This is a genomic window from Myxococcus sp. AS-1-15 (genome assembly GCF_020037055.1).
In the GTDB taxonomy this organism is placed as follows: Bacteria; Myxococcota; Myxococcia; order Myxococcales; family Myxococcaceae; genus Myxococcus; species Myxococcus fulvus.
This window is the reverse complement of record NZ_JAIQDF010000001.1, coordinates 847,815-872,900: the sequence shown is the minus strand read 5'-3', so window position 1 is coordinate 872,900 and position 25,086 is coordinate 847,815. Positions and strand designations below refer to the sequence as shown.

The following is a 25,086-nucleotide window of genomic DNA, read 5'->3' as shown; positions in this document are numbered from 1 at the left end:
GCCGTCACAGCGCTCCGACCAGGCGCTTGAAGCTGTCGCCCCGGTCCTCGAAGTTCTTGAACTGATCGTACGACGCACACGCGGGCGACAGCAGCACCGTGTCCCCCGCCTTCGCCAGCTCGCGCGCCTTCGCCACCGCCGCCGACAGCGTGCCGCACGCATGCACCGCCGCCTGCCCCTCGTAGGCCCGGGCGAGCAGTTCCGAATCCGCGCCGATGGTCAGCACGCCCTTCACCCTGCCCCGCCCCGCCTCCACCATGGGCGCGTACGGCGCGCCCTTGCCCTTGCCACCAGCAATCAGCCACACCCCGTCCCGGAACGCGCGCAGCGCCACCAGCACCGAGTCCACGTTGGTGGCCTTCGAGTCGTTCACCCACTCCACCCCGTCCAGCACCCGCACGCTCTCCAACCGGTGGGGCAGGCCCGGGTAGCTGTCCAGCCCCGCCTGCACCGCGTCCGCCGGCACACCGCCCAGCCGCGCCAGGAGCGCCGCCGCCATCGCGTTCTGCGCGTTGTGCGCGCCGCGCAGCGCGCGGTTGTCCAGCCGGTACGACTCGCCCAGGAACTCCAGCCGGAAGCCGCCGTCCTTCGCCACCGCGAGCCCCGCGAGCCTCGGCGCGTCCACCACCGGCCGGCCCGTGACGCTGAAGCCATACACCGGCGCGCGGGCCTGGGCCGCCAGGCCCATGACGGCCGCGTCGTCGGCGTTCACCACCGCGAAGTCGCCGTCGCGCTGGTGCTGGAAGATGCGCGCCTTGGCCTCGCCGTATTCCTGGTGGCTCGCGTACCGGTCGATGTGGTCCGGCGTGAGGTTGAGGATGGCGGCGCCGCGCGGGCGCAGGGACTGGATGCCCTCGAGCTGGAAGCTGGACAGCTCCACCACCAGCGCGTCCCAGTCCGAGGGCGTGAGCGCCGCCTCGCTGAAGGGCCGCCCCAGGTTGCCGCCCACGAAGGTGCGCCGGCCGCCCTTGGCGAACAGCTCCCCGGTGAGCGCCGTGGTGGTGCTCTTGCCGTTGGTGCCGGTGATGCCGAACAGCGGCACGGCGGTGAGCGCGCGCCACGCCAGCTCCACCTCGCCCCAGATGGGCACCCGGGCCGCGGCGGCCGCGCGCAGCTCCGGCAGCGCCAGCGGCACGCCCGGGCTCACCACCACCAGCGCCTGCGACTCCAACAGGCCCGGCGGCGCGGGCACGGTGACGAGCGCTGCCCCCAGCGCCTTCACCTCACGGGCCACGTCGCCCAGGGCTTCCTCGCTGCGAGCGTCGAGCGCCGTCACGCTCGCGCCCTGCCGACACAACAGGCGGAGCGCCGCGACGCCGCTCTTCGCCAGCCCGTACACCAACACCTTCTGCCCGGACAGCGAGAGCGACATGGGAGGCACCACCCCTTGGGGGAATCAGCGCAGCTTCAGCGACAGGAGCGCCACGCCACCACAGAGGATGGAGACGATCCAGAAACGGACGATGATCTTCGGCTCGGCCAGGCCCTTGAGCTCGAAGTGGTGGTGCACCGGCGCCATCTTGAACACACGCTTGCCGGTCATCTTGAACGAGGCCACCTGAATCATCACGCTCAGCGCCTCCGCGAAGAAGATGCCGTGGATGATGGCGGAGACCACCTCGTTCTTGGACAGCACGGCGAGTCCGCCCAGGGCCCCACCCAGCGCCAGCGAGCCGATGTCGCCCATGAACACGGAGGCCGGGTAGGTGTTGAACCACAGGAAGGAGATGCCCGCGCCGACGATGGCCGCGCAGAACACCGCCAGCTCCGCGCCGCCCTTCACCTGGAGGATGCCCAGGTACTGGTACAGCGGCGTGGCCACCAGCTTCGTGGTGCCCCCCACCGTCACCGAGTCCGCGATGCTCAGCGTGGTGCCCGCCACGTAGCAGAGCACCGCGAACGTAATCGCGGAGACGATGGTCGGCACGATGGCCAGGCCATCCAGGCCGTCGGTGAGGTTCACCGCGTTGGACGTGCCCACCACCACCACCCACGCGAACACGACGTAGAACCAGCCCAGGTCCAGGTTGAACCAGTGCGAGGGGATGAAGGGCAGGGTCAGCCGCGTGTTGATGAGCAGCGTGGGGCCGAACGAGCCGTCTGCTTGCGTCCACGTGGTGAGCAGGCCGAACACCGCCACCAGGTAGAAGAAGGTCTGCAGCACCATCTTCTTGCGGCCCGCCAGGCCCTTGGAGTTGCGCTTGGACAGCTTGAGCCAGTCGTCCAGGAAGCCGATGAAGCCGTAGCCGAAGGTGAGCAGCAGCACCACCCAGACGACGCGGCTCTTCAGGTCCGCGAACAACAGCGTGCCCGCCGCGATGCAGATGAGGATGAGCGCGCCACCCATGGTGGGCGTGCCCTTCTTCTTCTGATGCGAGTCCGGCGTGTCCTCACGCACGTTGCTCTGGCCGTGCTGCTTGAGCCTGAGCCTCGCGATGAGGCGCGGACCGATGAGCATGCCCAGGACGAGCGCGAAGACCCCGGCGGCGATGATGCGGAAGGTGGGGTAGCGCAAGAAGTTGAGGATGCGCCCCGCCTCCGTGTTCTGGATGAGCTCGTAGAGCAGGTACAGCACTAGTGGTTTCCTCCGGAGGACGTCGGGGTGCCCGTCAGCGAGGCCACCACCCGCTCCAGCCGCATGCCGCGGCTCGCCTTCACCAGCACCACGTCCTGGGGGCGCAGCCGCGGCGTCAACCACGCCACCAGCGGCTCCACCTCCGTGAAATGCGCCGCGGCCTCTGCCAGCCCCGCGCGCTTGAAGCCTTCCGCCGAGCGCGGGCCGAAGAACGCCACCAGCGCCGCCTTGCCCGACACCTGCTCGCCCAGGCGCGCGTGCTCCTCGAGCTCGCCCGGACCCAATTCCAACATGTCGCCCAGCACCGCCACCGCCCGGCCGCCCGAGGGCACCAGCGTGCCGAGCGTCTCCAGCGCCGCGTCCATGGACGCGGGGTTGGCGTTGTAGCAATCGTCGATGACCGTCACGCCGCCCTGCCCGTCCAGCACGTTGAGCCGCCGCGAGTACGGCCGCGCCGTCTCCAGCCCCCGCACGCACTCTTCCGGCGTGTAGCCCAGGGCCAGCGCCACCGCGAAGGCCGCCGTGGCGTTCTGCGCGTTGTGCGGGCCGATGAACGCCAGGCGCACCGGCCACTCGCGGCCCAGGTGACGCACCGTGGCCACCATGCCGTCGCGGCCCTTCGTCTCCACCGACACCAGCCGCACGTCCGCGCCGTCCGTCCGGCCGAACGTCAGCCGGTTCGCCGTGCTGCGCTCGGCCTGCGCGGGGATGAGCGCGTCGTCCGCGTTGACGACGATGGTGGTGCCCGGCCCCATCTCCTGGAACATCTCCCCTTCCGCGTCCGCCACGCCCTGCAGGCTGCCCAGCCCCTCCAGGTGTTCGGGCTGGACGACGGTGATGACGCCCGCGTCGGGGCGCACCACGCGGGTGAGCCGCTCGATTTCACCCGGGCGGTTCATCCCCACCTCGATGACGGCCGCCACGTGCTGGGGCTCCAGCCGGAACAGCGTCAGGGGGACACCAATCTCGTTGTTGAAGTTGCCCTCCGTCTTCAGGGCCGGCCCGCGCGTGGCCAGGATGGCGCCCACCATCTCCTTGGTGGTCGTCTTCCCGTTGGAGCCGCCCACCGCGCAGATGGGGATGCGGAAGCGCTGACGGTGGTGGCGGCCCAGGGCCCCCAACGCCATCAGCGTGTCCTCCACCTCGTACAGCACGAAGCCCTCGGGCAGCGCCGGCAGCGCGCGGCCCCTTCCCACCACCGCGCCCGCCGCGCCACCCCTGGCCGCGGCGTCCACGAAGGCGTGCGCGTCGAAGCGCTCACCCACGAGCGCCACGAACAGGCAGCCCGGGGTGAGTGCCCGCGTGTCCGTGCAGACCGCTTCGAAGGCGGTCGGTCCGGGCCCCAGGCGCCGGGTCGCCCCGGTCGCCTGCACCACCTCTTCGTCGCTGAATCGAGCTGCCATGGGGTGTGAGGGCCCGCCTCGCGCGCCTTGTCTCAGCTGGGTTTGCGGGCGGCCAGCACCGTGGCGGCCACCTGCCGGTCGTCGAACTTGTGCTTCTCCTGGCCCACCTGCTGGTAGGTCTCATGGCCCTTGCCGGCGATGAGCACCACGTCCTCCCCGGTCGCCAGGCTGATGGCCTGCTCGATGGCGGCGCGGCGGTCCGCTTCCACCAGGTAGCCCTTCTCACCGGACTTCACCTTGGCGGCGGAGATGCGGCGCAGCCCCGCCTTCTCCAGGCCCGGCGTCACCTGGGCGATGATGTCGTCCGGGTCCTCCGTGCGCGGGTTGTCGCTGGTGATGACGGCGACGTCGGCGGCCTCCGCGGCCACCTGCCCCATCAGCGGGCGCTTGCCCTTGTCCCGGTCCCCACCGCAGCCGAAGACCACGATGACGCGGCCCTTGGCCAAGGAGCGCGCCGCCTCGAGCGCGCGCTTGAGCGCGTCGTCCGTGTGCGCGTAGTCCACCAGCACCGCGGGCGCTCCGCCCGGGCCGTAGTTCTCCACGCGCTCCATGCGGCCTTCCACCGGCGTCATCCGCTCGATGCCGACCTTCACGTCGCTGCGCGAGAAGCCCGCGCCGATGCCGATGCCCACCGCCAGGAGGATGTTCTCCAGGTTGTGGGGGCCCAACAGCTTGCTCTTGAGCGCGATGTCACCCGAGGGCGTCTTCAGCGTGCCCTTGATGCCATCCAGCGAGAACGTGACGTCCGAGGCCGAGATTTCACCGCTGCCCTGACGGCTGAACTTCCACGCCATCTTCTTCTGGCCGCGCTGCTCGTTGTAGATGCGGCTGGCGTAGGTGTCGTCGCCGTTCACCACCGCGACGCCCGAGGCGGACAGGTTCTCCGCGAAGAGCTTCCGCTTGGACTGGAAGTAGTCCTCCATGTCCTTGTGGTAGTCGAGGTGGTCGCGGCTCAGGTTGCTGAAGCCCGCGGCCTTGAAGGTCAGCCCGTGCACGCGCTCCTGCGCGAGCGCGTGGCTGGAGACCTCCATCACCACCGTCTCCACGCCCGCGTCCACCATCTCCTTGAAGATGCGGTGCAGCTCCAGCGGGTCCGGCGTCGTGTTCGCCGTCGGCACCGTCTTGCCGCCGAACTTGTAGCCCAGCGTGCCGATGACACCCGTGGACACGTAGGCCGCCGCGCTCATCGCCTCCAGCAGGAAGGACGTCGTCGTCTTCCCGTTGGTGCCGGTGACGGCGAGCAACGTCAGCTTGTCGGCCGGACGGCCATGGAAGTTCGCCGCGATGAGGGCCAGCGCCTTGCGCGCGCTGCCCACCTTGAAGAAGGGCACCTGCGAGGAGGGCACCGGCTTCTCGGAGACCACCGCCACGGCTCCGCGTGACACGGCCTCCCCGATGAACTGGGCACCATCCTCCTTGGTGCCGGGAATGGCGACGAACAAGTCGCCGGGCTTCACATGCCGCGAGTCCTGGGTCACACCGGTGACGTCGACCGCGGAACGACCACCCGAGGTCTGCTCGGCACCACACCCTGCGAGGACATCCGTCAGCTTCATCTCTTCCCCTTCTTCACACGCATTGCAAGCGCGGGGCCTGGAGCAAGCGCGGCCTCATTGCCGCGTCGCCATCTCCAGCGTCACCCGGGCCCCCTTCTCCACCAGCGAGCCGGCGGCGGGGGTTTGAGACACCACACGACCACTTCCCAGTACCTGTGGCTCCAACGCCGCGGCGAGCAGCTTCACCACGGCCTCACGCCCCCCGGCCCCCTGGACGTCCGGCACACGCACCGTGCCGGGCTCAGGGCTCTCCGAGACCGCTTCCTCCAACGCCGGGCGGGCGGGCTCGACGGCCGCTCGGGCCACCGGCTTCGCCGCGACAGGCGCGGGGGACGCGGCGGCCACGGCCGTCCCGGGTGCCACCGTCCGAGACGGAGGCACGGCCAGGTGGGCCATGGCGGCGGTCGCAATTTCCTTGAAAGCAGGGGCAGCCACGAGCCCCCCGTACACGTCTGTCTTGGGTTCGTCCACCACCACGAGGATGACGATGCGAGGATCCTCGGCCGGCACCATGCCGACGAAGGAGGCGATACGCTTGTCCGAGTAGCCCCGGGCCACGGGGTCCGCCTTCTGGGCGGTGCCCGTCTTGCCCGCCACCCGGTATTCATCCATGGCCGCCCGGGGCGCGGTGCCTCCCTTGACGACCACGCTTTCGAGCATGCCCACCACCTGCCGGGCGACCTTGCTGGACACGACCCGGCGGACCTCCGTGGGACGGTTCTCCAGCAGAACCACCCCGTCCGGGTCCACCACCTTCGACACCAGGTAGGGGCGCATCATCACGCCATCGTTGGCCAGCGCACCATAGCCGGCGGCGATCTGCACCGCGGTGGCCGTCATGCCCTGACCGAAGGACTGGGTGGCCAGGGACACTTCGGCCTTCGGGAAGGGGATGACGCCCCGGCCCTCGCCGGGCAGCGACAGCCCCGTGCGCTCGGCGAAGCCGAAGGCGTGGTAGCCGGCGACCATCTTCTCGCGGCCCAGCACCTGGGCGATCTTGGCCATGCAGATGTTGGAGGACACCTGGAGGATGCCCTGCGGCGCCAGCCACCCGTAGGAGTGGGTGTCGTTGATGGTGTGGCGCCCCACACGCCAGGCGCCGTTCTCGCAGAAGAAGACGCTGTCGGGCGTAATCGCCTTCTCCTCCAGCGCGGTGGCCACCACGAAGGGCTTGGTGGTGGAGCCGGGCTCGAAGGTATCCAGCGCGGCGCGGTTGCGCATGCCGCCGCGGGAGCTGGACTCGGGCGTGTTGGGGTTGAAGCGCGGGTGGTTGGCCACCGCGAGCAATTCCCCCGTCTTGGGGTCCAGCGCCACCACCATGCCGGCGACGGCCTTGGCCTCCTCCACCGCCTTGGCCAGGGCCTTCTCGGCCACGTACTGGAGGTGGCGGTCCAAGGTCAGGGTGACGGCGGCGCCCTGGCGCTCCAGGGGGTCGGTGGCGCCCTGCACCAGCAGCTTGCGGCCCTTGGCGTCGCGGAAGCCGGACATGCGCGAGTTCTGCCCGGACAGCTCGTCCTCGAAGGCCTTCTCCAGGCCCTCCAGGCCCTTGCCGTCCATGCCGACCAGGCCCATCACGTGCGCGCCCAGTTCGCGCTGGGGATAGAAGCGCTTGGGCTCCTTGGTGAAGCCCAGGCCGGGCAGGCCCAGCGCCTTCACCGCGGCGACCTCCTGGGGCTTGGCCTGGCGCTTGACCCAGGCGAAGCGCTTGGAGCGGGCCAGGCGCGCGGCCAGCTCGTCCGCGTCCACCTTCAGGGCCTTGGCCAGCTGCTTCGAGGCCTGGCGCACGTCGGGCAGCATCGACGGGTCCACCCAGACGGAGTCCACCTCCACGCTCTGGGCGAGCGGCGTGCCGCGCCGGTCGAAGATGTCGCCGCGCCGGGCGGGAATCTCAATCTGGCGGACGTACTGGTCCTGCGCCATCCCCCGCAGCTTCTCCTGCTCGAAGACCTGCAGCTGCACGGCGCGACCGAAGGCGACTCCCAAGAGGAGCAGGAAGAGGCCGAACAAGAGCTGCACCCGCAGCTTCAGCCCCTTCGCGTTGGGCTCCGGAGCCCGGGTCGCCTTGAAGTCCCTCACCGGCCCGCGCCTCCACGGCCAGCCACGCGCACGGCGGGCTTGGGGTCCTGGGGCGCCTGGGCGGAGGCGCTGGCGCGAGAGGGCTTCTCCGCGGACAGCGACACCACCGCGCTGCCGGCGGGCATGCTCATGCCCAGCTGCTCACGCGCGACGCGCTCCAGCCGGCCGGGGGCCTTGAGCGTGGCCAGCTCCAGCTTGAGCCGGTCGTTCTCCCGCGTCAGCGAGCGGCTCTCGGCCTCCTCGCGCGACAGCCGGTAGCCCATGTCCACCACCATCACCCGGCTGGTGACGTGGAGGATGCCCACCGCCGCGAACAGGGTGAACAGCAGGACCGCGGGCAGCAGGTGCAGCAGCACGCCCGTCACCGAGACGGAGCCACGCTGGGACGACGCCTTGCTCATCGCACTTTCTCCACCACGCGCAGGTGCGCGCTCCGAGAGCGGGGGTTGACCTCCACCTCTTCCTCCGAGGCGGACACGGCCTTCTTCGTCACCACGCTGAAGTTGCCCACGCTCTGACAGACGCAGACGGGCAGGCCCGGAGGGCAGGTGCAGCGGCCCTCCAGCGCACGGAAGGCTTCCTTCACCTTCCGGTCCTCCAGCGAGTGGAAGGAGATGACGGCGGCGCGCCCGCCCACCTTGAGCAGGCCCGGCAACGCGGAGAGCAGCGCGTCCAGCGCCTCCAGCTCCTGGTTGACGGCCATGCGCAGCGCCTGGAACGTCCGGGTGGCCACGTGGATGCGGTTGGGCCACGCCTTGCGCGGCACCGCGCGCTTGACGACCTCGGCGGCCTCCAGCGTGCGCGTGGGCAGTGCGCGCTTGAGCTCGCGGGCGATGGGCCGGGCGAAGGGCTCCTCGCCGTACTCCTCGAGGATGTGCTTGAGCTCGCGCTCGTCCAGCGTGGCGATGAGCTCCGCGGCGGTGGGGCCGTCCGGGCCCATGCGCATGTCCAGCGGGCCGTCCTTGTTGAAGGAGAAGCCGCGCTCGGCCACGTCCAGCTGGGGCGAGGACACGCCCAGGTCCACGAGCACGCCGTCCACCGGCAGCAGGTCCTGGGTGACGCGGGGCAGGTCGGCGAAGTTGCCGGCGCGGCCCTGGAAGCGGGGGTTGGGGCCCAGCCGGGAGGTGGCCGCCGCCAGCGCCACCGGGTCGCGGTCCACGCCGACGACGGACGCGCCCTGGGCCAGGAGCGCCTCCGTGTGGCCACCACCCCCGAGTGTGCCGTCGATGATCACCTTGCCCGCTCCCGGTCGCAGCAGCTCCACCGCTTCACGCAGCAGGACGGTGTGGTGCTGGAATTCCAAGGCCCCCACGAGCACTCAGACGAAGGGAGCCCGCGCGAGGCCGAAGGCGGCGCGAGCGTCGTTCATGTGCGGGTAGATTTCGAAGGCGTCGTGCGCGCCGGCGGCCCGGAAGATGGCCGCCAGGTACGGCGACAGGCCCGACAGCTTCAAATCTCCACCGGTGCGGCGGAAGGCCTCGGCGCGGGCCATCAGCGGCTTGACGCCCTTGTAGTTGAGGTGGCCGACGTCGGACAGGTCCAGCACCACCTGACGCAGGCCTCGGTGCATGCGCTGGGTGAGCTCGTCGCACAGGGTCAGCAGGTCCTGCTCGCTCAGCTCGCCCTCCAGCATGAGCGTCTCCACGCGCCCGGCACCCGCCAGCGCGCTCGCCGCTCCTCGCCGCACCTCCAGAACCTGATTCATACGGTGTCACCCTCTGGGGACTTCAGCCCTCTGTCGACTTTCCGGACTACGGCTGCCGCAGCTCGGAGAGCACCTTCATCACGTCCGCGGAGGCCGCCTCCTGGCGGGCCTCTTCCTGGGCCTTCGCCCAGCCCTCGCGGCTCCAAAGCTCAATGACCTTCACCATCCCCGCCCACACCACGTCCTTCTCCAGCCCCGCGTACGTCCGGAGCGACGGCGGGATGAGCAGCCGTCCCAGCCGGTCCAGCGGGCACTCCTGGGCGCTGGCCACGTACAGGCGCATCAGCGTCTTCACCCCGGGCTCCATGGGATTTCGCCGCGCGAGGGAGGTCTCCAGCGCCTCCCACTCCCGCACCGGGTAGGCGTGCAGGCACCGGTCCAGCGCGGTCGTGACGATGAGCCGCTCGTCGTAGGCCCCCACCAGCGTCTCCCGGAGCTTCGCCGGGAGGCTGGTCCGCCCCTTCGCGTCGATCTGGTGCTCATAGACGCCTCGGAACACGGGGGGCGATCCACCTTTTCAGCCCATCAAGGGATGAAGCTCCACTCCTTCCCACTTCTTGCCACTACCGGGCGGCATTCATACGCGCCCACATGGGGGGGGTCAAGAAAGCGCAACAGGTTGGAACACGCCGCCAGTGCAACGCCGACATCCGGACAACCCGTCACACCTGGAAGGTCAGGTGTTTGGCGCGGCGCGGCGCCCTACCCGTGGCGCTGGGGTAAACTTGAGCTCCCCCCGAGAAGGGCGCAGAGTGACGGGTGCGTGAACACGAACGTGCGACTGAAGGTGGCCTACAAGAGCCCGCAGTCCCTGGTGGGGGAGTACACGCGCAGCGTGGGTCAAGGCGGCGCCACCCTCCACACGCGGCGCAGCCTGCCGCTGGGCACCCGTTTCACCTTCGAGCTGCACGCCGGAGGCGCGCTGCGGCCCGTGGAGGTGCTGGGCGAGGTGGTGCAGGTGGAGCCGCGCCCGGAGCGCGACTACCTGCTCACCGTGCGCTACGGCGCCACCGAGGACCGCTCCGCGCTGGACGCGGTGCTCCAGCGCATCTTCTCCGTGCAGGAGAAGGAGGGGCTGCGCCGCTTCCCCCGGCTGCCCTTGCACCTGCGCGCGGTGGAGGCGACGCCCCTGTCGCCGGCCTTCCTGGTGCGCGACATCTCGCGCGGCGGCGTGGGGCTGGACGTGATGGCGCCCGCCCTGCCCCGCCACGTGCGCGTGGGCACGCCGTTCCTGTTGGAGATGGACCTGACGGGCGGCGCGCTGCTGTTGCACGGCGAGGTGGTGTGGACCGCGTCCACGCCGCGCAAGAACGCCACCGAGGCGACGCCGGGCTTCGGCGCCACGTTCGGCCGGCTGCGCGCGCCCATGCAGGAGCGGCTGGACGCGCTCCTGGCCTTGAGCTCGTTGCCCCCCGCGCCGTGGAAGGCGCGGGTGAGCTTCGGCATGGACGCGGTGACGCGGATGCCGTGAGGCCCAGGGGAGGCTACTCCGCGAAGGGGTAGCCGCCGGCGGCCTCGACGGCGGTCACCACCGTCTCACGCAGGTGGGCCGGGTTGTACGGCGTGAAGACGTCCAGCGTGCGCAGGCGCGTCAGCTCCTTGTCCAGCGCGTCGCCCTCCAGCGTGGCGCACAGGGCGCGGCGGGTGCGCTCGTACACGCGCGGGGCGCTGTCGAACGCGAACAGGCGCACCAGCGCCAGCCGCACCGGGTCCACCTGCCCTCCCGCGGCCACCTGCCGGGTGCGCGTGACGAGCGAGTCCAGCGCGAACGCGTCCATCATCACGTCGGAGAGCGCGGCGAGCACCTCCTGGTGCTTCTCCAGCTCCGGGCCGAACTTCTCCGCGGCGATGCGCAGGGCGTGCAGCGCCAGGCGCTTGGTGCTCTCCGCGGCGACCTCCTCCTCCGCCAGCGCGTCCTCCGTGCGGGCGCGGGGGCGCTCCCCGCGCGACAGCTCGTCCGCGATGTTCTTCGCCACGGAGAACAGCGGCAAATCACCCTTCACCGCGCGCTTGAGGATCATGCCCGTGATGAGCATGCGGTTGATCTCGTTGGTGCCCTCGAAGATGCGGTTGACGCGCGCGTCGCGGTAGGCGCGCTCGATGGGGTACTCCTCGATGAAGCCCGCGCCACCGTGCAGTTGCACGGCGTCATCCAGCAGGTGGCCCAGGGCCTCCGAGCCGTAGACCTTCATGATGGAGGACTCGATGGCGTACTCCTCCACCGCGGCCAGCAGGTGCGCCTCGAAGTCCGGGGCACTCTTGTCCCGCGAGGCCAGGCGCGCGTCGACCAGGCCCGCGGTGCGGTAGGTCATGCTCTCCACCGCGTGGACGAGCATCGCCATGCGCGCCAGCTTCTCGCGCGACAGCGGGAAGTCGGCGATGGCCGTGCCGAACTGCTTGCGCTCCTGGGTGAAGCGCAGGGCGTTGGCCAGGTTGAGCTTCATGCTGCCGAGCACGCCCGCGCCCAGCTTCAGCCGGCCGTAGTTGAGGATGTTGAAGGCAATCTTGTGGCCTCGGCCCACCTCGCCCAGCAGGTTCTCCGCGGGCACCTTCGCGTCCTCGAAGTAGAGCGGGCACGTGGACGAGCCACGGATGCCCATCTTGTGCTCCTCGGGGCCCACGCTGAAGCCCGGGGTGTCCTTCTCCACGATGAAGCCGGTGAACTTGTCACCGTCCACCTTGGCGAAGACGACGAACACGTCCGCGAAGGCCGCGTTGGTGATGTAGAGCTTGGAGCCGTTGAGGACCCAGTGCTTGCCGTCCGGCGAGCGCACCGCCTTCGTCTTCGCGCCCAGCGCGTCGCTGCCGCTGCCCTGCTCGGTGAGCGCGTACGCCGCCACCCACTCGCCCGTGGCGAGCTTCGGCAGGTACTTCGCCTTCTGGGCCGCGTTGCCGAACCAGACGATGGGCAGCGTGCCGATGCCCACGTGCGCGCCGAACGTCACGGACCAGGAGCCGTTGAGGCCCATCGCCTCCGCGAGCAGCAGCGAGGTCGTCTTGTCCAGGCCCGTGCCGCCGTAGGCCTCGGGGATGTCCGTGCTCAGCAGGCCCAGCTCGCCCGCCTGTCGCAAGAGCTCGCGCAGCAGCGCGTTGTCCTTGTGCTCGATGCGCTCGGACTGCGGCACCACCTGCTCGCGGCTGAACTGGAGCGCGGTGCGGAAGAAGAGCCGTTGCTCCTCCGTGAAGGTCTCCGGCGTGAGGACGCGGGCAGCGCCGACCTCCTGGAACAGGAAGGCACCTCCGGTGGGGTTTTCCTTCGACGCGGCGGGCTCATTCACTGCGGCCATCCAAGACCTCCCAAGGTGAACGGAAGGAACACCCCTTCCGCCGGCGGGCACACGGCCCACCGTGCAAGCTATGAAGCGCGCCATCTTAGGGGGAGAAGCAGGCGGGCCAGCCCTTTTCTCGCTGCGGGCCTGTCCGTTCCCCGCGGCTTTCCGCACTTCGCGTCCGGTATTTCCGCGCAGCGGAACGTGCGGGGCCCCGTGCCTGTGGCGTGAGCGACAGTCACAGGGGTCCCGCAGACGTCGACACCGCTCACGATGACCACCCATGGCCCCTCACTCCAGGCCGGAGGCGCTCCGCCTCCAGGGAAGGGTGGCTGTCATGAGAACGAGCGCGAGCGTGCTGGTGGCGTTGTTCGTCGCGGGTGTCGTCACCGGGCAGCCCCAGTGGCGCCGCCGGCTGGACGGCGCGGTCGGCTTCGCGCTCGGCGTGGCCACGCACGGCAACCGCGTGGTGGCGGTCGGCACGTTCGCCAACACCTTCACCTTCGCGGCACGGGAGCACTCGTCCACCGCCAACCTCGGCATCGACCAGGACGCCTTCGTCGCCGCCTGGACACGCGACGGCGAGGAGCGCTGGGCGTGGAACTTCGCCTTCGACATCGACGCCATCGCCATGGACCTGAACGACGGCGTCACCCTCATCGGTGGCTACCAGGGCCTCAGCCCGGATACGGCGGCCCTGGGAGTTCCTGATGGCGATGCGGCGAGCGCCGCCAACGTCTACGTCGCGAAGCTCGACCGCATCCACGGCTCGTGGCGCTGGGTGCGGACCTTCCCCGGCGGACAGGACCGCGGCAGCCCCGGCTTGGATGAGGGCACCGTCGCCGTCACCCCGGATGGCAGGCCCGCGGTCATGGGACGCTTCCACGACACGCTGCGGGTCGGCTCGCGGGCGTGGACCGCGAACGGCCTGTCGGACCTGTTCCAGTTCGGCTTCGAGCCCTGAGGCTCAGCCCGCGTCCCCGGCGCGCCGAGGCGTCGGGTAGACGAGGCACAGCGTCTCGAACAGGGGCTCGCCCGGGGACGTGTACACGGCTCCGAGCGCCCTGGCCGCCTGCGCCACCTCGGTGCCGAACGAGGGCACCAGGCAGATGTCCTCGGACTGCTTGAAGCGCCCCTTCAACAGCCCCAGGCCCCGGCGCAGCATCGCGAGGTCCTGACGCCCCTCGCGCACCGGCACCGACGGGCCGTTCGCGTCCGGGCCGGGCAGCTTGCCCACGCTCGTGCTCAATTCGAACCCATCCGCGCGCTGGATGATGCGCAGCTTTCCCGGGGCCACCTCCGCCAGCCACTCGCGGAAGCCCTCCTCGTCGCGGAGGACCAACCGATAGGCGACGGGCGCGTCCGGATGCGCGAGCCACACCGAGCCCGCCGAGTCCCGCAGCACCGCGAACAGCTCCGACACCTGCGCCAGGAACGTGTCCGCGTCCGGCACGAGCAACACATCCCGGCCCTTCACCCGCGAGGCCAGGCGCGCGAGGGAGTCCAGGTTCATCGGCTCGAACGTCTCCGCGTCCACGCGCACCTGCTCACCCGCGAGCGCCATCCGCAGCGCTCCGGCGGGGAGCTTCTCGCCGTAGACCGGAGCATCGACCCGGGGCCGCGCGCCCCCGTCGTCGGCGGCGGTGGCCTGAGTCCCCGGGGTCAGCGACGGGAGCGGCTCGGGCTTCAGCGACTGCAGGGGCTGCGCGGGCTTCTCCTCACGACAGCCCGTGAGCGCGAGCCCCATGCACAAAAGGCCCCCGAGCCATCGTCGCCCCGAGACTCGCGCCGCTCGATGAATGCATCCGCGCGCCATCACCGCCCCGAACCTCACGACGTCACCCCCGCCCGCGTCCCCGAGGACACCTCCGACGACCGGCCCACCTCCCCGCCTTGAAACACTCGCATGCGACATCCCGGTGCGTCATGAATCCAGCCGCGCGTCATGACCTCAACGCAAGACGTCACGGGGGTGACGGGCTGGCCGTCGCGGGCGGCGCCTGCGCGGGCTTCGGCAGCGTGCTCGCGACACAGGCCGCGTCGGCGAGCCCCAAGCCCACGGCGTGCTCCGCCGCCTGGCGCGCGTCCTGGAAGAGCACCATGTCCGTGAAGCGCTGGGGGTCCTTCGTGCGCCCCGCGTCACGGATGTAGATGGCCTTCACGCGTCCGGGGAACTCCTCGCGAATCTGCGCGTAGACCTCCGGGTCCTTCTCACCCGAGTCCCCCACCAGCACCACCGGCTGCGGGAACTGCGTGAGCAACCGTCGGATGATGGGCTGCTTGTAGTCGGACAGCGAGCCGGGCCCCAGGTCCCGCAGGTACACGCCGAACCCCGCCGGGAAGCCGTGCCGCGTCAGGAACGACTTCACGCGCGGCAGGTACTGGACGGGCGAGCCGCTCACCAGCGCGAACGCCGAGGGCACGCCGCCCCGCAGGCACCCGTAGAGCGCCGACATGCCCGGCACCACCTCCAGCTCGTCCGCGTCCTTGAGCAGCGCCGTCTGCACCAGCTTCGTCGGCTTCGTCACCTGCGTCACCACCACCGTGTCGTCGAAGTCGGAGACGACGAGCAGCGGCGTCGCCGCCGGCACCACCTCCACCCGCGCCGACGTGGTGGCGCCCTCCACCCACGCCTCCGCCTCGAACGCCCCCACCTCGAAGGCCTTGCCCTCGGGCGGCAGGAGGTTCACCTCGAACCCACCGTCATGCCCGCTGGTGAGGGTCGCCGTCACCCCCTGGAAGCGCACCGACACCTTCGCGCCCTCCCAGTTGCGAGCCGCCAGGCGACGCACGTTGCGCGTCAACGCCGAGCTGCCGTCACCGGGCGCTTCCTTCAGCACCCGCCCCTGCAACATCACCCGCTCCGGCTGCCCCAACACCGGCGTCAGCAACACCGCGGGCGCCGCCATGACGCGGGGCGCGCAGAGAAATCCAAGCAGGACAAACCATCGAGCAAGCGTGTTCAACGGAATTTTCCCGTGTTAATGTTTACGGAGACCTTGATGATAGCTTCACGCGGTCATCGAAGGGCGTCGTGGTGGGGTAGCACATCGGCCCGGTGCGCCCAGAGGAGCCGGAAGACACGTGGAGCACCCGTCCGAAGGGCGCGATTTCGGCAAGTACACGTTGCTCGAGCGCATCGCGACGGGCGGCATGGCGGAGATCTACCGCGCCCGGATGACGGCGGTGGCGGGTGTCACCAAGCCGGTGGTCATCAAGAAGATCCTCCCCGGCTACGCGGACCAGAGCGCCTTCGTCTCCATGTTCGTCAACGAGGCGCGCATCGCGGCGGGGCTGAGCCACGGCAACATCGCGCAGGTCTTCGACTTCGGCGAGGTCGACGGCCAGTACTTCATCGCCATGGAGTGGGTGGACGGGCATCCGCTGTCGCGCGTGCTGCGCCGGGCGCGTGAGAAGGGACTGTACACGCTCCCGCAGCCGCTCGCCCTGCTGGTGACGGTGGAGGTGCTCAAGGGGCTGGCATACGCGCACACGCGCCTGGATGACCGGGGCCGGCCGCTGCACATCATCCACCGCGACGTCAGCCCGCAGAACGTGCTGCTCAGCTTCGAGGGCCAGGTGAAGCTGGTGGACTTCGGCATCGCCCGCGCGCGGATGGCGGGCGGCTACGAGTCCGACGCGGGCGACGCCAAGGGCAAGTACGCCTACTTCGCGCCGGAGCAGGCCCGGGGCCGGGAGCTGGACGCGCGCGCGGACATCTTCGCCGCGGGCACCCTGCTGTACGAGACGCTGTGCGGGCGACTGCCCTTCGAGGGCTCGGTCACCGACGTGATGCGAAAAATCGCGGTGGGCGACTTCCCCCGGCCGCGCGAGCTGGAGCCGGACATCCCGCCGGCCCTGGAGCGCATCCTCCTCACCGCGCTCGCGGTGGAGCGCGAGCAGCGCTACCCCACCGCCGAGGCCTTCGCGGAGGTCCTCACCCGCTACCTGCACACCGCCACGCCCGACGTCTCCACCAGCGCGCTGGCCCACTTCATGGGCTACCTGTTCGAGACCGAGCTGGTCGCGGACGGCCGCCCGGTGCTGCTGCCGCGCGAGTTCCTGGGGCAGATGGCCCGCTGGACGCGCCCGCTCGCCGAGCGCCGCACCCTCCGGGAGCTGCCGTCCGCGCCCCTCGAAACGCCGCTGGAGACGCCCGCCGCGCCCCGCCCGCCCGAGGGCCGCCGCGAGCGCACCACCCAGCCCATCCCCGCCGTCCCCGGCCCGTCCTCCGACGCGCCCACCGCGGAGGCCCCTCCTCCCGAGCCCGCGCCGACCACCGACGCGCCAGTGCCGCTCCGCCCTCGCGTGCCGAACGCCATGGCGCTGGGGACGCCGGTGCTCGCGGCCATGGGCGTGGCGCTGGTGGTGATGATGCTGGGGCGCAACGGCACCTTCTCCGTGGAGCTCAGCTCGTCGCCGCCGGGCGCCAACATCCGCGTGGATGGCCGCCCGCTGGACACGCTCACGCCCGCGCTCCTCACCCACCTGCCCGCGGACGCCGAGCACCTGCTGGAGGTCCACATCCCCGGCATGGTGCCCTGGAGCCAGGTGGTCCGCGCCGAGCGGGGCACCACCCTGGCCGTGCACGCGCGGCTTCGTCCTCGGATGAACACTCCGGCCGCGTCCGCCATGTCGGCCCGCGCGCACCACGCGCCCCCCGTACCGGAGATGGACTGGGCCCCGGGCGGCATCCGCCTGTCCGCGGTGAGCCACGCCTTCCGCGTCCCCGTCACCAACGCCGCCCGCGTGCAACTGGACCCGGCCCGCACGTACCTGGTGCACACCGAGGGGCGCATGTCGCTGGGCGGCCCCATGTCCGTGGAGCACGCCGGCTACTTCCTGGAGGGCGACGCGAACCTGCCCGCGCACGACTCCTTCGGCGTGCTCGGCCCCGACGAGCAGCTGGTGCGCCACGCGTCCGTGCTCCACGTCTTCGCGCTGGATGCCCGCCGGGACGACAACCGGGGCGGGCTCCAGGTGCGCATCCGCGAGCTGGGGGGAGCGAGCCTCGCGCCCTTCCGCCTGGACTCGCGCCAGCACGCGGTGAAGCTGTCACGCGCGGACCGCTTCGTGCTCCGCGCGCTGGACCCGGGCACCACGTACGACGTGGTGCTGCGCTACACCGCCGAGCCCGCCCGGACCCGCGGCCTGGGCGGAGGCCCGGTGGGCCGGGTGCTCGGCCTGGTGGGCACCGGCCCCGGTCCCGAGGGCTCACCCAGCGGCCTGGCGCTCCTGGAGGTGGGGCAGCCCACCCGACTCAGGGGGGCGTCGTGGCTCCAGCTCGCCTTCCCGGACGACAACCTGGCCGACAACACCGGCACCCTCCTCTTGGAGGTCATCCCCGTGGTCCACCCCACCGGCGGCCAGACGGCCCCCGCCGAGCACCGCCACGGCCGCACGGCGCAGTGAGCCCTGCTACAGCCGTGCAGCGGCCTGTCGCCGAAAAGTTGATCCTCCAGTCGCTCCCCCTACCCTGAGCGACAAGGAGGGCTCAACATGTTGAAGCTGGTGGCAGTGGCCGTGGTGGGAGCGGTGGTGCTCGGGACGGTGGGGCTGTCGGGCCGCGTGGACGCGCGTCCCGGGAGCAGCGAGGCGGAGCCGACGCAGGCGCAGGTGGAGGCGGCGCTGGACGCGCGGCAGAAGGAGCTGCTGGGCATCCTTTTGGAGGCTCAGCGGACGGGCGAACGCACGGCGTCGGTTCACCGGTAATCTCGTGGCGTCGAGCGCGACTCGGTGCTAAGCCCGGGCCTCCGTTTGACGTCTACCTGCCCGTGAGGGGGACATGCCTGAAGGGTCCGCGTCACTCAACCAGCTCGCGGTCGGCGACCGGGTCGTCTACCCGAATCAGGGTGTCTGCCGCGTCACCGCCATCGACACCAAGGAAGTGGCGGGACAGAAGCTCATCTTCGTCACGATGCGCCGCGAGGAGGACAACGCCCTCCTGATGGTGCCCCAGCAAAAGGTCGTGGCCATCGGTGTGCGCCGGGTCGCCAGCCCCGACGACGTGAAGAACCTCTTCGCGTTCCTGCGCTCCGACGGCGACAAGGCCGACCTGGACTGGAAGCAGCGCGCACGCACCAACCAGGAGCGCATGACCCAGGGCGGAATCCTGGGGCTCGCCGAGGTGGTCAAGGACCTCCAGGTCCTGAGCGAGCTGCGCCCCCTGCCGACCAAGGAGCGTGAGCTGTACGACAACGCCCGGCACCTGTTGGTGTCGGAGGTCGCCACCGCGCTCGGCACCGCCGAGGTCAACGCGGAGGACGCCATCGACCTGGTCCTCTTCCCGCCCGGCCGCGAGCGCCCCAAGCGCACCGCCGCCGAGTTCGCGAAGGGCGACGAGGACGACCTGGGGCTCGACGGAGACCTGCTGGGGCTCGACGGAGACCTGGACCTGCCCTCCGACGAGGAGCCGCAGTCCGAGTCCGACGAGGAGAGCTCCTCCGAGGAGGAGGGCGAGGAGTCGTCCGAGGAGAAGGGCGACGAGGAGTCCTCCGCGCCCAAGAAGCGCGGCCGTCCGCCCAAGGCCAAGCCCGCGGAGGCCGAGGGCGCCGAGCCCGCCGCGCCCAAGAAGCGCGGCCGTCCTCCCAAGCCGAAGCCGGAGGCGCCCCCCGAGGGCGCCGAGCCCGCCGCGCCCAAGAAGCGCGGCCGTCCTCCCAAGCCGAAGCCGCCCGAAGTGGAGGGAGCGGCGCCCGCCGCGCCCAAGAAGCGCGGCCGTCCGCCCAAGGCCAAGCCCGCCGACAGCGAGGACTGACCGCCAACACCATCCAGGGGGCCCTGACGCGGGCCCTCTTCGCGCCGAGGTGATTCCCCGTGATTCGCGTCGTGACGTTGGACCCCTTCGACGACAAGCAGCTCGCCAAGCTCAACCGCACGCTCTACACGGCGTTCGGCGTGGGCAGCGAGCACTCCGGCAGCGCCGAAATCCCCCCGGGGCTGGGCGAGCCGCTGGACGCCGAGAAGCTGCTGGACCAGGTGAAGGGCATCCGCGCCTATCAGGACGACAAGGTGCTGCTGCTCACCACGCGCAAGCTCAAGGAGCGCGAGCTGCCCAGCGGCGTGGCCCCCACCCCGGGCTTCGCGCGCCAGGGCAAGGACCGCTCCATCATCTCGCTGCAGCCGCACAAGGACCTGGAGACGGGCTTCAAGCCCGTGGCGCGGCAGGCGCTGCACCAGCTCGGCCACCTGTGGGAGCTGCACCACTGCCTGGACCCGCGGTGCTCGATGTATCCGCCCTGGACGCCGTCGTTCTCCCAGGGTGAGCCCATCTTCTGCACCTTCTGCCGGGAAAAGAGCGAGCAGAAGATTCGTCTTGCGAAGTCCTAGCCTCCCACGCGCGCTGCCCCTCCTGGAGCTGGGGGGCCTGCTGCTCGTCGCGCTCCTGTGCCTGCTCTTCCACCTGCGGCTGCCGGGCAAGCTCCCCACCGAGGAGGGCTATCGCGCGGTGGCCCGGCGGCTCCAGTCGCAGGCCCGCCCCGGTGACGCGGTGCTGCTGTTCCCCTGGTGGACGGAGCGCGCGCGCCTGTTCGTGCCTCCGGGCCTGCCCGTCTACGGCTACCTGGGCTCGGACACCGACGACCTGTCCGCGCACCCGCGCGTCTGGGTGCTGGGACAGCCGGAGCTGCCGCGCTCGGACGAGGCGGCCTTCCTGAAGGACTTCCTGCCGGAGCGCCGCGCCGTGGGTGAGCCCGAGCGCGAGGGCCCGCTGACGCTGACGCTCTACGAGAACGGGCGCCACCGGCCGCGCCGCTTCACCGCCTCTGACGTCGTCTCCCGCGCGCGCGTGTACCTGGAGTCGGACGACGGCGCGCGGCAGGCGTGCCCGTTCAGCGGCTCGGCGCACCGCTGCCCCGGCCAGGGCAATATCTACGTGGCCACCGAGTGGCACGAGGTCCTCTACGAGCCGCGCCACTGCCTGTGGATGCCCGCGCCGCCGGGAGACCAGAAGCTGGTGGCGGAGTTCGACGGCGTGCCCGGCGACGTGAGTCTCAGGCTCGAGGGCGGCATCATCTTCGAGTACGCCTTCCCCAAGGACGCGCAGCTGACGACGGCGCTGCTGGGCGTGGACGACGCGGCGAGCGGCGAGCGACTGCTGGACGTGGCGATCGCGCCGGGCCAGGAGGGCGTGAAGAAGGCCGAGGTGCGGCTGCCCCCGGGCGCGCCGCGCACGGTGAAGGTGTGGGTCCGCTCGCGCAATCCGGACCGGCGGCAGGTGTGTCTGGACGTGCTGGCGGTGGAGCCGGCGGTGGGAGTGAAGGGATGACGGGCAGGCCGGCGACCCGCGAGGAGAAGCGCTGGGCGTGGGCGCTGTGGGCCCTGGCCTTCGTGGCGCTGTGGTGGACCGAAGGCCACGTGGGCTTCACGCGCGACGAGAGCGTCTACTTCGCCGCGGCGGAGGGGTACGCGGGCTGGTTCCGCCAGCTGTTCCAGTCGCCGACGCGGGCGCTGACGGACGCGGCCATCGTCCGCGCGTGGGACTACAACCACGAGCACCCCGTCCTGATGAAGACGCTGTTCGGGCTGAGCCACCTGCTCTTCCACGACACGCTGGGGTGGATGCGCTCGGCCGCCGCGTTCCGGCTGCCGGCGTTCGCGCTGGCGGCGCTGGTGCCCGCGCTGAGCTTCCTGTTCGGCAGCGCGCTGTACGGCCGCGCCGCGGGCCTGTTCGCCGCGCTCGCGTTCATGCTGGTGCCGCGCCAGTACTTCAACGCGGAGCTGGCGTGCTTCGACGTGCCGGTGGCGGCGCTGTGGCTGCTGGTCGTGTACTGCTTCTGGCGCGCGCTGGAGGACGTGCGCTGGGGCGTGGCGTGCGGCGTGGCCTTCGGCCTGGCGCTGACGGCCAAGCACAACGCGCTGTTCCTCCCCTTCGTGCTGACGCCCTTCGCGCTGTGGCGCGCGTGGGAGGCGAGCGAGGCGGAGCCCCAGGCGCGCGGGTGGCTGCTGCGCTTCGTCGGCCTGTTCGCCTCGGTGGCGGTGCTCTACGGGCTGCTCATCCTGTCGCTGGGCGGCGGCGAGGGCTTCCAGCGGAAGTTCTTCCTGCTCAGCCCCCACACGCTGTTGTTCATGGGGCTGGCCGTCGGCGGCACGTGGCTGCTCAAGGGCGTGGAGAAGGTGAACGCGCAGGTGACGCGGGCGCTCGTCCCCATCGCGGCGATGGCGGTGCTCGGGCCCGTCATCTTCTACCTGCACTGGCCCTACCTCTGGCACCACCCGGTGGACCGCACCGCGTGGTACCTGGCCTTCCACGCCAAGCACAACCACTACGCCTGGTTCTACCTGGGCACGCTCTTGCGCGAGCCGCCCTTCCCGCTCGCGTACGTGCTGGTGAAGACGGCGCTCACGGTGCCCACCAGCCTCTTCGCGCCCATGGTGACGGGCTTCCTCGCGCTCGCGGGCCGCGGCGTGCTGGGGCAGATGGAGCGCACGCGCGCGTGGGTGCGGCCGGTGACGATGGTGGAGGCGCTGGTGGGAGTGAACGCGGTGACGTCCATCCTCATCATCAGCCACCCCCAGGTGCCGCACTTCGGCGGGGTGAAGCACTGGTTTCCGTCCATGGTGTTCCTGGGCCTGCTCGCGGGACAGGCGGTGTCGCGCGGCTCGACGGCGCTCCTGGAGCGGCTGCGCGAGAAGAAGCCCTCGGTGCCCGCGCTCGCCGTGCTCGCGCCCGTGTTCGCGGTGCTGCTGGCGCCCGCGCTGGTGTACTCGGCGCGCGTGTTCCCCTACGGGACGGCGGCGTACTCGGAGCTGGCCGGAGGGCTGCCCGGCGCGGCGACGCTGGGGATGCAGCGGCAGTTCTGGTCCAGCCACGTCACCGGCGTGCTGCCGTGGATCAACGAGCACGCGAAGCCGAACGCGCGGCTGTTCCTGCATGAGGTGCACGGCGGCTCGTTCCGCGACTACCAGCGCAACGGGATGCTCCGGCCGGACCTGCGAGCGGTGGGCAGCCCCTTCGAGGCGGACATCGTCGCGTACCAGTACCACCAGGAGTTCCGCGAGTACGAGTTCCAGACGTGGCAGGCGTTCAACACGCGCACGCCGGCGACGGGGCTGTACCTGGACGAGACGCCGCAGGTCATCGTCTACGTGCGGCCCGAGCCTCGCTGAGCCGCGACGAGGCCCCCGTGATGACCCACGGGGCCCTCGCTCACGGGTGACGCGGGCGCTACGGAGTCAGACACCCCGGGCCCGCCGAGCAATCCGAGCACCAGGCGCTGGACTCGTAGGACGATTGGCAGACGCCGTCGCCGCAGTAGCCACTGTACGGACAGTCCTCGGGACAGGACTGCGGCTCCAGCCGGAAGCACAGGCCGTTACCACAGACATCGATGAGCCCCTCCGGCTCACTTGGCCGCGCGGCCTCCGGCGCCAGACACCCCGGGCCCGCCGAGCAATCCGAGCACCAGGCGCTGGACTCGTAGGACGATTGGCAGATGCCGTCGCCGCAGTAGCCACTGTACGGACAGTCCTCGGGACAGGACTGCGGCTCCAGCCGGAAACACAGGCCGTTACCACAGACATCGATGCGGGCCTCCTGCTCCCCCAGTTCCTGCTCCAGCGGAGCCTGCGCATCCACACCACCACAGGCCGACAACACCGCGAACGACACCACGGCCATCCAGACACGAGTCCATCGCTTCATTCGACGCTCCTCGGGGTGAAGGGAAACAGTCCATCCTAACCATTGGACCAAGGACGACCGCAAACCCTCACACCCACGCCCGAAGCGCCTCCTCACCTCCAGCACAAACATCCAACCCGGATGCAAAAGCAACCCGGGAACACCCCTCACGCACTGGGCACACCTTCCCCACCCTGCTCCCCCGCGAGGAGCACCGGGAGCACATGCAGCACATCGTGCCGGTCGACCTGGCTCCACCCGCGAGTCACCGCCAGGTCGGCCAGCTCCGGTGAGGGCTCGAACGCCAGGGGGAAGCCCACCAGCGCGAGGATCTCCCCGTCGGAGAGGGAGTTGCCCATCGCGAGGGAGCGCTCCAGCGAGGCGCGGTGGAGCGACGCCAGCTCCTGGAGGATGCCCGGCTTGCCCCCGCTGCGGCCAGGCCCCTGGAGCACCTGTCCCGTATAGCGATTGCGTTGGATGGCCATCTGCGCGCCCCGGTACACGTCGATGCCCAGGTCCTCCGCGACCAGATGGACCATCTCGATAGGCCCTCCGGAGACCAGAGCCACCAGGAACCCCTCGGCCTCGAGCATCCGGAGCAGCGGCCGGACGAACCCGAACAGGTGACCTCGCGCCTGGGCCCAGACATCCTCCGCGGCGCGCTCGACGCTGGGGACCGCCACACCCGCGAAGAGCCGCTCCCAGCCCCGGTAGACATCCGCGACGGCGTCGAAGAAGTCCTGTCCGCCCACGTCATGGCGTTCGACCGCCGCCAGGAGTTCGCGCACGACCGTCCCATCACAGACACCGCGCGCCGTCAGCTCACGCACCAGCAAGGCCCCGAGCGTGTCCGGGGTGAGCGTCCCATCCAGGTCGAGCACCGCGAGCCTTCTCATACACAATCCTTCCTGTCGGGCAGGGCCCCTGTCGGAGTCCCTGGCTCCTCCACGAACCAGGACGGAGGACCTCCTCCCCTGGATGTCGGCTCGGAGCGCGGCGTGTTGCGCATCCGACGAGCAGCCCCGTCGAACACCGTCCTGGCGTCCGCGAGTCATCACCTGAGGCCTCCCAGGTGTCGCCCGGCACGATGCTGCGTCCCCTCGAGGATGGAACCCCCGTCTCCAGGGCGGGGCGGGCGACCCGGGCGCGGTGGGGACGACGTTGGCGGCCTCCGCCCCCCTGTCCACCTTCCGCGAGTCGGGCTCTCGCCCGGAGGGGGACATCCACATGCAGCTGTTCAGGCTTCCGTCGATTCTCGCCGTGTCCGCGGCGCTGTGTTTCTCGGTCGGCTGTTCCAAGCGGGGCTCGCAGTCCCAGGGCGCCGAGCCCCAGGCCAGCACGCAGCCTCCGGCCCCACCCCAGCCGCCACCTTCGATGGCGCAGGGCGCGCCGCCGCCCGACGACGCCCACGGCAAGCACCATGGCAAACACCACAAGGGCGTCTCCGAGGCCAACTGCCCCATGGCCGTCCCCGGCGCGGTGGCCCGGGCCGAGGACGTGCCCGAGGGCGTGGCGCTGGTCCTCAGCACGCCGGAGCCCACGCAGGTGGCGGAGCTGCAGCAGCGCAGCCGCCGCATGCTGCACGAGCAGGCCGCCAGCACCCAGCGCGCGCAGGAGACCTCCGTCCTGGACGAGGTGCAGCGCGAGGACCTGGGCGACAGCGACACCGAGGAGCAGTACGGCCGCGATGACAGCGGCACGGGAGGCGCCGGCATGGCGGGCGCGCCGACGATGCCCTCCAGCGCGAGCGTCCAGGACACGCCGGATGGCGTGGTCATCGTCTACACGGCGATGGACCCGTCCCAGCAGCAGCAGCTCAGCAGCGAGGTCCACCAGACGGCGAACGAGATGAAGCCCGGCCAGTGCCCGGGCATGTGAGCCGCG

The 25,086-nt window shown here is 71.0% G+C and carries 23 protein-coding genes; 9 read left to right on the top strand and 14 right to left on the bottom strand.

The features are described 5' to 3' along the window. Positions 1 to 4: 4 nt before the first annotated feature. From murD to mraZ, 9 genes are read right to left on the bottom strand one after another with little or no spacing between them, the layout of a single operon-like run. A complete protein-coding gene (gene murD, locus K8625_RS03670; RefSeq protein WP_223781836.1) occupies positions 5 to 1,372 on the bottom strand; it encodes a UDP-N-acetylmuramoyl-L-alanine--D-glutamate ligase in 1,368 nt (455 codons plus the stop codon). Positions 1,373 to 1,396: 24 nt separating this feature from the next. Continuing rightward, positions 1,397 to 2,575 carry a phospho-N-acetylmuramoyl-pentapeptide-transferase gene (mraY, locus tag K8625_RS03665; RefSeq protein ID WP_046715503.1) on the bottom strand — a complete coding sequence of 393 codons (1,179 nt, stop codon included), beginning with the start codon at positions 2,573 to 2,575 and terminating at the stop codon, positions 1,397 to 1,399. Beyond that, positions 2,575 to 3,978 carry a UDP-N-acetylmuramoyl-tripeptide--D-alanyl-D-alanine ligase gene (gene murF / locus K8625_RS03660; protein WP_223781835.1) on the bottom strand — a complete coding sequence of 468 codons (1,404 nt, stop codon included), beginning with the start codon at positions 3,976 to 3,978 and terminating at the stop codon, positions 2,575 to 2,577. The genes mraY and murF overlap by 1 nt, the downstream gene beginning before the upstream one ends. 32 nt (positions 3,979 to 4,010) lie before the next feature. Further along, positions 4,011 to 5,534: a UDP-N-acetylmuramoyl-L-alanyl-D-glutamate--2,6-diaminopimelate ligase gene (locus K8625_RS03655; protein ID WP_141326189.1), complete on the bottom strand. Its 1,524-nt coding sequence runs from the start codon at positions 5,532 to 5,534 to the stop codon at positions 4,011 to 4,013. Positions 5,535 to 5,588: 54 nt separating this feature from the next. After that, complete coding sequence (locus K8625_RS03650; RefSeq protein ID WP_223781834.1) at positions 5,589 to 7,610, bottom strand: penicillin-binding transpeptidase domain-containing protein; 2,022 nt, start codon at positions 7,608 to 7,610, stop codon at positions 5,589 to 5,591. Further along, complete coding sequence (gene ftsL, locus K8625_RS03645; protein ID WP_223748273.1) at positions 7,607 to 8,011, bottom strand: cell division protein FtsL; 405 nt, start codon at positions 8,009 to 8,011, stop codon at positions 7,607 to 7,609. The genes K8625_RS03650 and ftsL overlap by 4 nt, the downstream gene beginning before the upstream one ends. Next, entirely contained in the window at positions 8,008 to 8,922 is a 915-nt protein-coding gene (rsmH, locus tag K8625_RS03640; RefSeq protein ID WP_223781833.1) for a 16S rRNA (cytosine(1402)-N(4))-methyltransferase RsmH, read from the bottom strand. The genes ftsL and rsmH overlap by 4 nt, the downstream gene beginning before the upstream one ends. Before the next feature lie 6 nt (positions 8,923 to 8,928). Beyond that, the gene (locus tag K8625_RS03635; RefSeq protein ID WP_223748271.1) at positions 8,929 to 9,315 is read right to left on the bottom strand and encodes an STAS domain-containing protein; all 387 of its coding nucleotides are present in this window, start codon (positions 9,313 to 9,315) and stop codon (positions 8,929 to 8,931) included. A 46-nt stretch (positions 9,316 to 9,361) separates the two neighbouring features. Further along, entirely contained in the window at positions 9,362 to 9,814 is a 453-nt protein-coding gene (gene mraZ, locus K8625_RS03630) for a division/cell wall cluster transcriptional repressor MraZ (RefSeq protein WP_046715510.1), read from the bottom strand. A gap of 264 nt (positions 9,815 to 10,078) precedes the next feature. Here mraZ and K8625_RS03625 point away from each other — a divergent pair, with 264 nt between their 5' ends. After that, complete coding sequence (locus K8625_RS03625) at positions 10,079 to 10,786, top strand: PilZ domain-containing protein (RefSeq protein ID WP_141326194.1); 708 nt, start codon at positions 10,079 to 10,081, stop codon at positions 10,784 to 10,786. Positions 10,787 to 10,799: 13 nt separating this feature from the next. Here the strand turns inward: K8625_RS03625 and K8625_RS03620 are convergent, their stop codons facing one another. Then, entirely contained in the window at positions 10,800 to 12,602 is a 1,803-nt protein-coding gene (locus tag K8625_RS03620) for an acyl-CoA dehydrogenase family protein (RefSeq protein ID WP_223781832.1), read from the bottom strand. A gap of 319 nt (positions 12,603 to 12,921) precedes the next feature. Between K8625_RS03620 and K8625_RS03615 the strand changes: the two genes are divergently transcribed. Then, positions 12,922 to 13,548: a hypothetical protein gene (locus K8625_RS03615; RefSeq protein ID WP_223781831.1), complete on the top strand. Its 627-nt coding sequence runs from the start codon at positions 12,922 to 12,924 to the stop codon at positions 13,546 to 13,548. Between the two features lie 3 nt (positions 13,549 to 13,551). On the opposite strand, the gene K8625_RS03610 is transcribed toward K8625_RS03615, so the two are convergent. Then, positions 13,552 to 14,331 carry a hypothetical protein gene (locus K8625_RS03610; protein WP_223781830.1) on the bottom strand — a complete coding sequence of 260 codons (780 nt, stop codon included), beginning with the start codon at positions 14,329 to 14,331 and terminating at the stop codon, positions 13,552 to 13,554. Positions 14,332 to 14,548: 217 nt separating this feature from the next. Further along, on the bottom strand, positions 14,549 to 15,493 hold the full coding sequence (locus tag K8625_RS03605; RefSeq protein ID WP_223781829.1) for an App1 family protein: 945 nt from the start codon (positions 15,491 to 15,493) through the stop codon (positions 14,549 to 14,551). A gap of 175 nt (positions 15,494 to 15,668) precedes the next feature. On the opposite strand from K8625_RS03605, the gene K8625_RS03600 reads away from it, so the two are divergent. The 6 genes from K8625_RS03600 (at position 15,669) to K8625_RS03575 (ending at position 22,688) form a co-directional block, all read left to right on the top strand. Continuing rightward, on the top strand, positions 15,669 to 17,996 hold the full coding sequence (locus K8625_RS03600) for a serine/threonine-protein kinase (RefSeq protein ID WP_223781828.1): 2,328 nt from the start codon (positions 15,669 to 15,671) through the stop codon (positions 17,994 to 17,996). Positions 17,997 to 18,083: 87 nt separating this feature from the next. Beyond that, a complete protein-coding gene (locus K8625_RS03595) occupies positions 18,084 to 18,296 on the top strand; it encodes a hypothetical protein (protein WP_046715516.1) in 213 nt (70 codons plus the stop codon). Positions 18,297 to 18,369: 73 nt separating this feature from the next. Further along, on the top strand, positions 18,370 to 19,338 hold the full coding sequence (locus tag K8625_RS03590) for a CarD family transcriptional regulator (RefSeq protein WP_223781827.1): 969 nt from the start codon (positions 18,370 to 18,372) through the stop codon (positions 19,336 to 19,338). 59 nt (positions 19,339 to 19,397) lie between these two features. Next, complete coding sequence (locus K8625_RS03585) at positions 19,398 to 19,910, top strand: hypothetical protein (RefSeq protein WP_046715518.1); 513 nt, start codon at positions 19,398 to 19,400, stop codon at positions 19,908 to 19,910. Beyond that, complete coding sequence (locus K8625_RS03580) at positions 19,897 to 20,847, top strand: hypothetical protein (RefSeq protein ID WP_223781826.1); 951 nt, start codon at positions 19,897 to 19,899, stop codon at positions 20,845 to 20,847. The genes K8625_RS03585 and K8625_RS03580 overlap by 14 nt, the downstream gene beginning before the upstream one ends. Continuing rightward, complete coding sequence (locus K8625_RS03575; RefSeq protein WP_223748262.1) at positions 20,844 to 22,688, top strand: glycosyltransferase family 39 protein; 1,845 nt, start codon at positions 20,844 to 20,846, stop codon at positions 22,686 to 22,688. The genes K8625_RS03580 and K8625_RS03575 overlap by 4 nt, the downstream gene beginning before the upstream one ends. Before the next feature lie 58 nt (positions 22,689 to 22,746). Here the strand turns inward: K8625_RS03575 and K8625_RS03570 are convergent, their stop codons facing one another. Beyond that, the gene (locus K8625_RS03570) at positions 22,747 to 23,223 is read right to left on the bottom strand and encodes a hypothetical protein (RefSeq protein WP_223748261.1); all 477 of its coding nucleotides are present in this window, start codon (positions 23,221 to 23,223) and stop codon (positions 22,747 to 22,749) included. Between the two features lie 146 nt (positions 23,224 to 23,369). Beyond that, the gene (locus K8625_RS03565; RefSeq protein ID WP_223748260.1) at positions 23,370 to 24,098 is read right to left on the bottom strand and encodes an HAD family phosphatase; all 729 of its coding nucleotides are present in this window, start codon (positions 24,096 to 24,098) and stop codon (positions 23,370 to 23,372) included. A 331-nt stretch (positions 24,099 to 24,429) separates the two neighbouring features. Between K8625_RS03565 and K8625_RS03560 the strand changes: the two genes are divergently transcribed. Continuing rightward, a complete protein-coding gene (locus K8625_RS03560; RefSeq protein WP_223748259.1) occupies positions 24,430 to 25,080 on the top strand; it encodes a hypothetical protein in 651 nt (216 codons plus the stop codon). The last annotated feature ends 6 nt before the right edge of the window (positions 25,081 to 25,086 follow it).

Coding starts and splice junctions, on each gene's coding strand:
- murD (WP_223781836.1), bottom strand. CDS start 1,372: ATGTCGCTCTCGCTGTCCGGGCAGAAGGTGTTGGTGTACGGGCTGGCG.
- murF (WP_223781835.1), bottom strand. CDS start 3,978: ATGGCAGCTCGATTCAGCGACGAAGAGGTGGTGCAGGCGACCGGGGCG.
- K8625_RS03655 (WP_141326189.1), bottom strand. CDS start 5,534: ATGAAGCTGACGGATGTCCTCGCAGGGTGTGGTGCCGAGCAGACCTCG.
- ftsL (WP_223748273.1), bottom strand. CDS start 8,011: ATGAGCAAGGCGTCGTCCCAGCGTGGCTCCGTCTCGGTGACGGGCGTG.
- K8625_RS03635 (WP_223748271.1), bottom strand. CDS start 9,315: ATGAATCAGGTTCTGGAGGTGCGGCGAGGAGCGGCGAGCGCGCTGGCG.
- K8625_RS03620 (WP_223781832.1), bottom strand. CDS start 12,602: ATGGCCGCAGTGAATGAGCCCGCCGCGTCGAAGGAAAACCCCACCGGA.
- K8625_RS03615 (WP_223781831.1), top strand. CDS start 12,922: ATGAGAACGAGCGCGAGCGTGCTGGTGGCGTTGTTCGTCGCGGGTGTC.
- K8625_RS03610 (WP_223781830.1), bottom strand. CDS start 14,331: ATGGGGCTCGCGCTCACGGGCTGTCGTGAGGAGAAGCCCGCGCAGCCC.
- K8625_RS03605 (WP_223781829.1), bottom strand. CDS start 15,493: ATGGCGGCGCCCGCGGTGTTGCTGACGCCGGTGTTGGGGCAGCCGGAG.
- K8625_RS03595 (WP_046715516.1), top strand. CDS start 18,084: ATGTTGAAGCTGGTGGCAGTGGCCGTGGTGGGAGCGGTGGTGCTCGGG.
- K8625_RS03590 (WP_223781827.1), top strand. CDS start 18,370: ATGCCTGAAGGGTCCGCGTCACTCAACCAGCTCGCGGTCGGCGACCGG.
- K8625_RS03575 (WP_223748262.1), top strand. CDS start 20,844: ATGACGGGCAGGCCGGCGACCCGCGAGGAGAAGCGCTGGGCGTGGGCG.
- K8625_RS03570 (WP_223748261.1), bottom strand. CDS start 23,223: ATGAAGCGATGGACTCGTGTCTGGATGGCCGTGGTGTCGTTCGCGGTG.
- K8625_RS03565 (WP_223748260.1), bottom strand. CDS start 24,098: ATGAGAAGGCTCGCGGTGCTCGACCTGGATGGGACGCTCACCCCGGAC.
- K8625_RS03560 (WP_223748259.1), top strand. CDS start 24,430: ATGCAGCTGTTCAGGCTTCCGTCGATTCTCGCCGTGTCCGCGGCGCTG.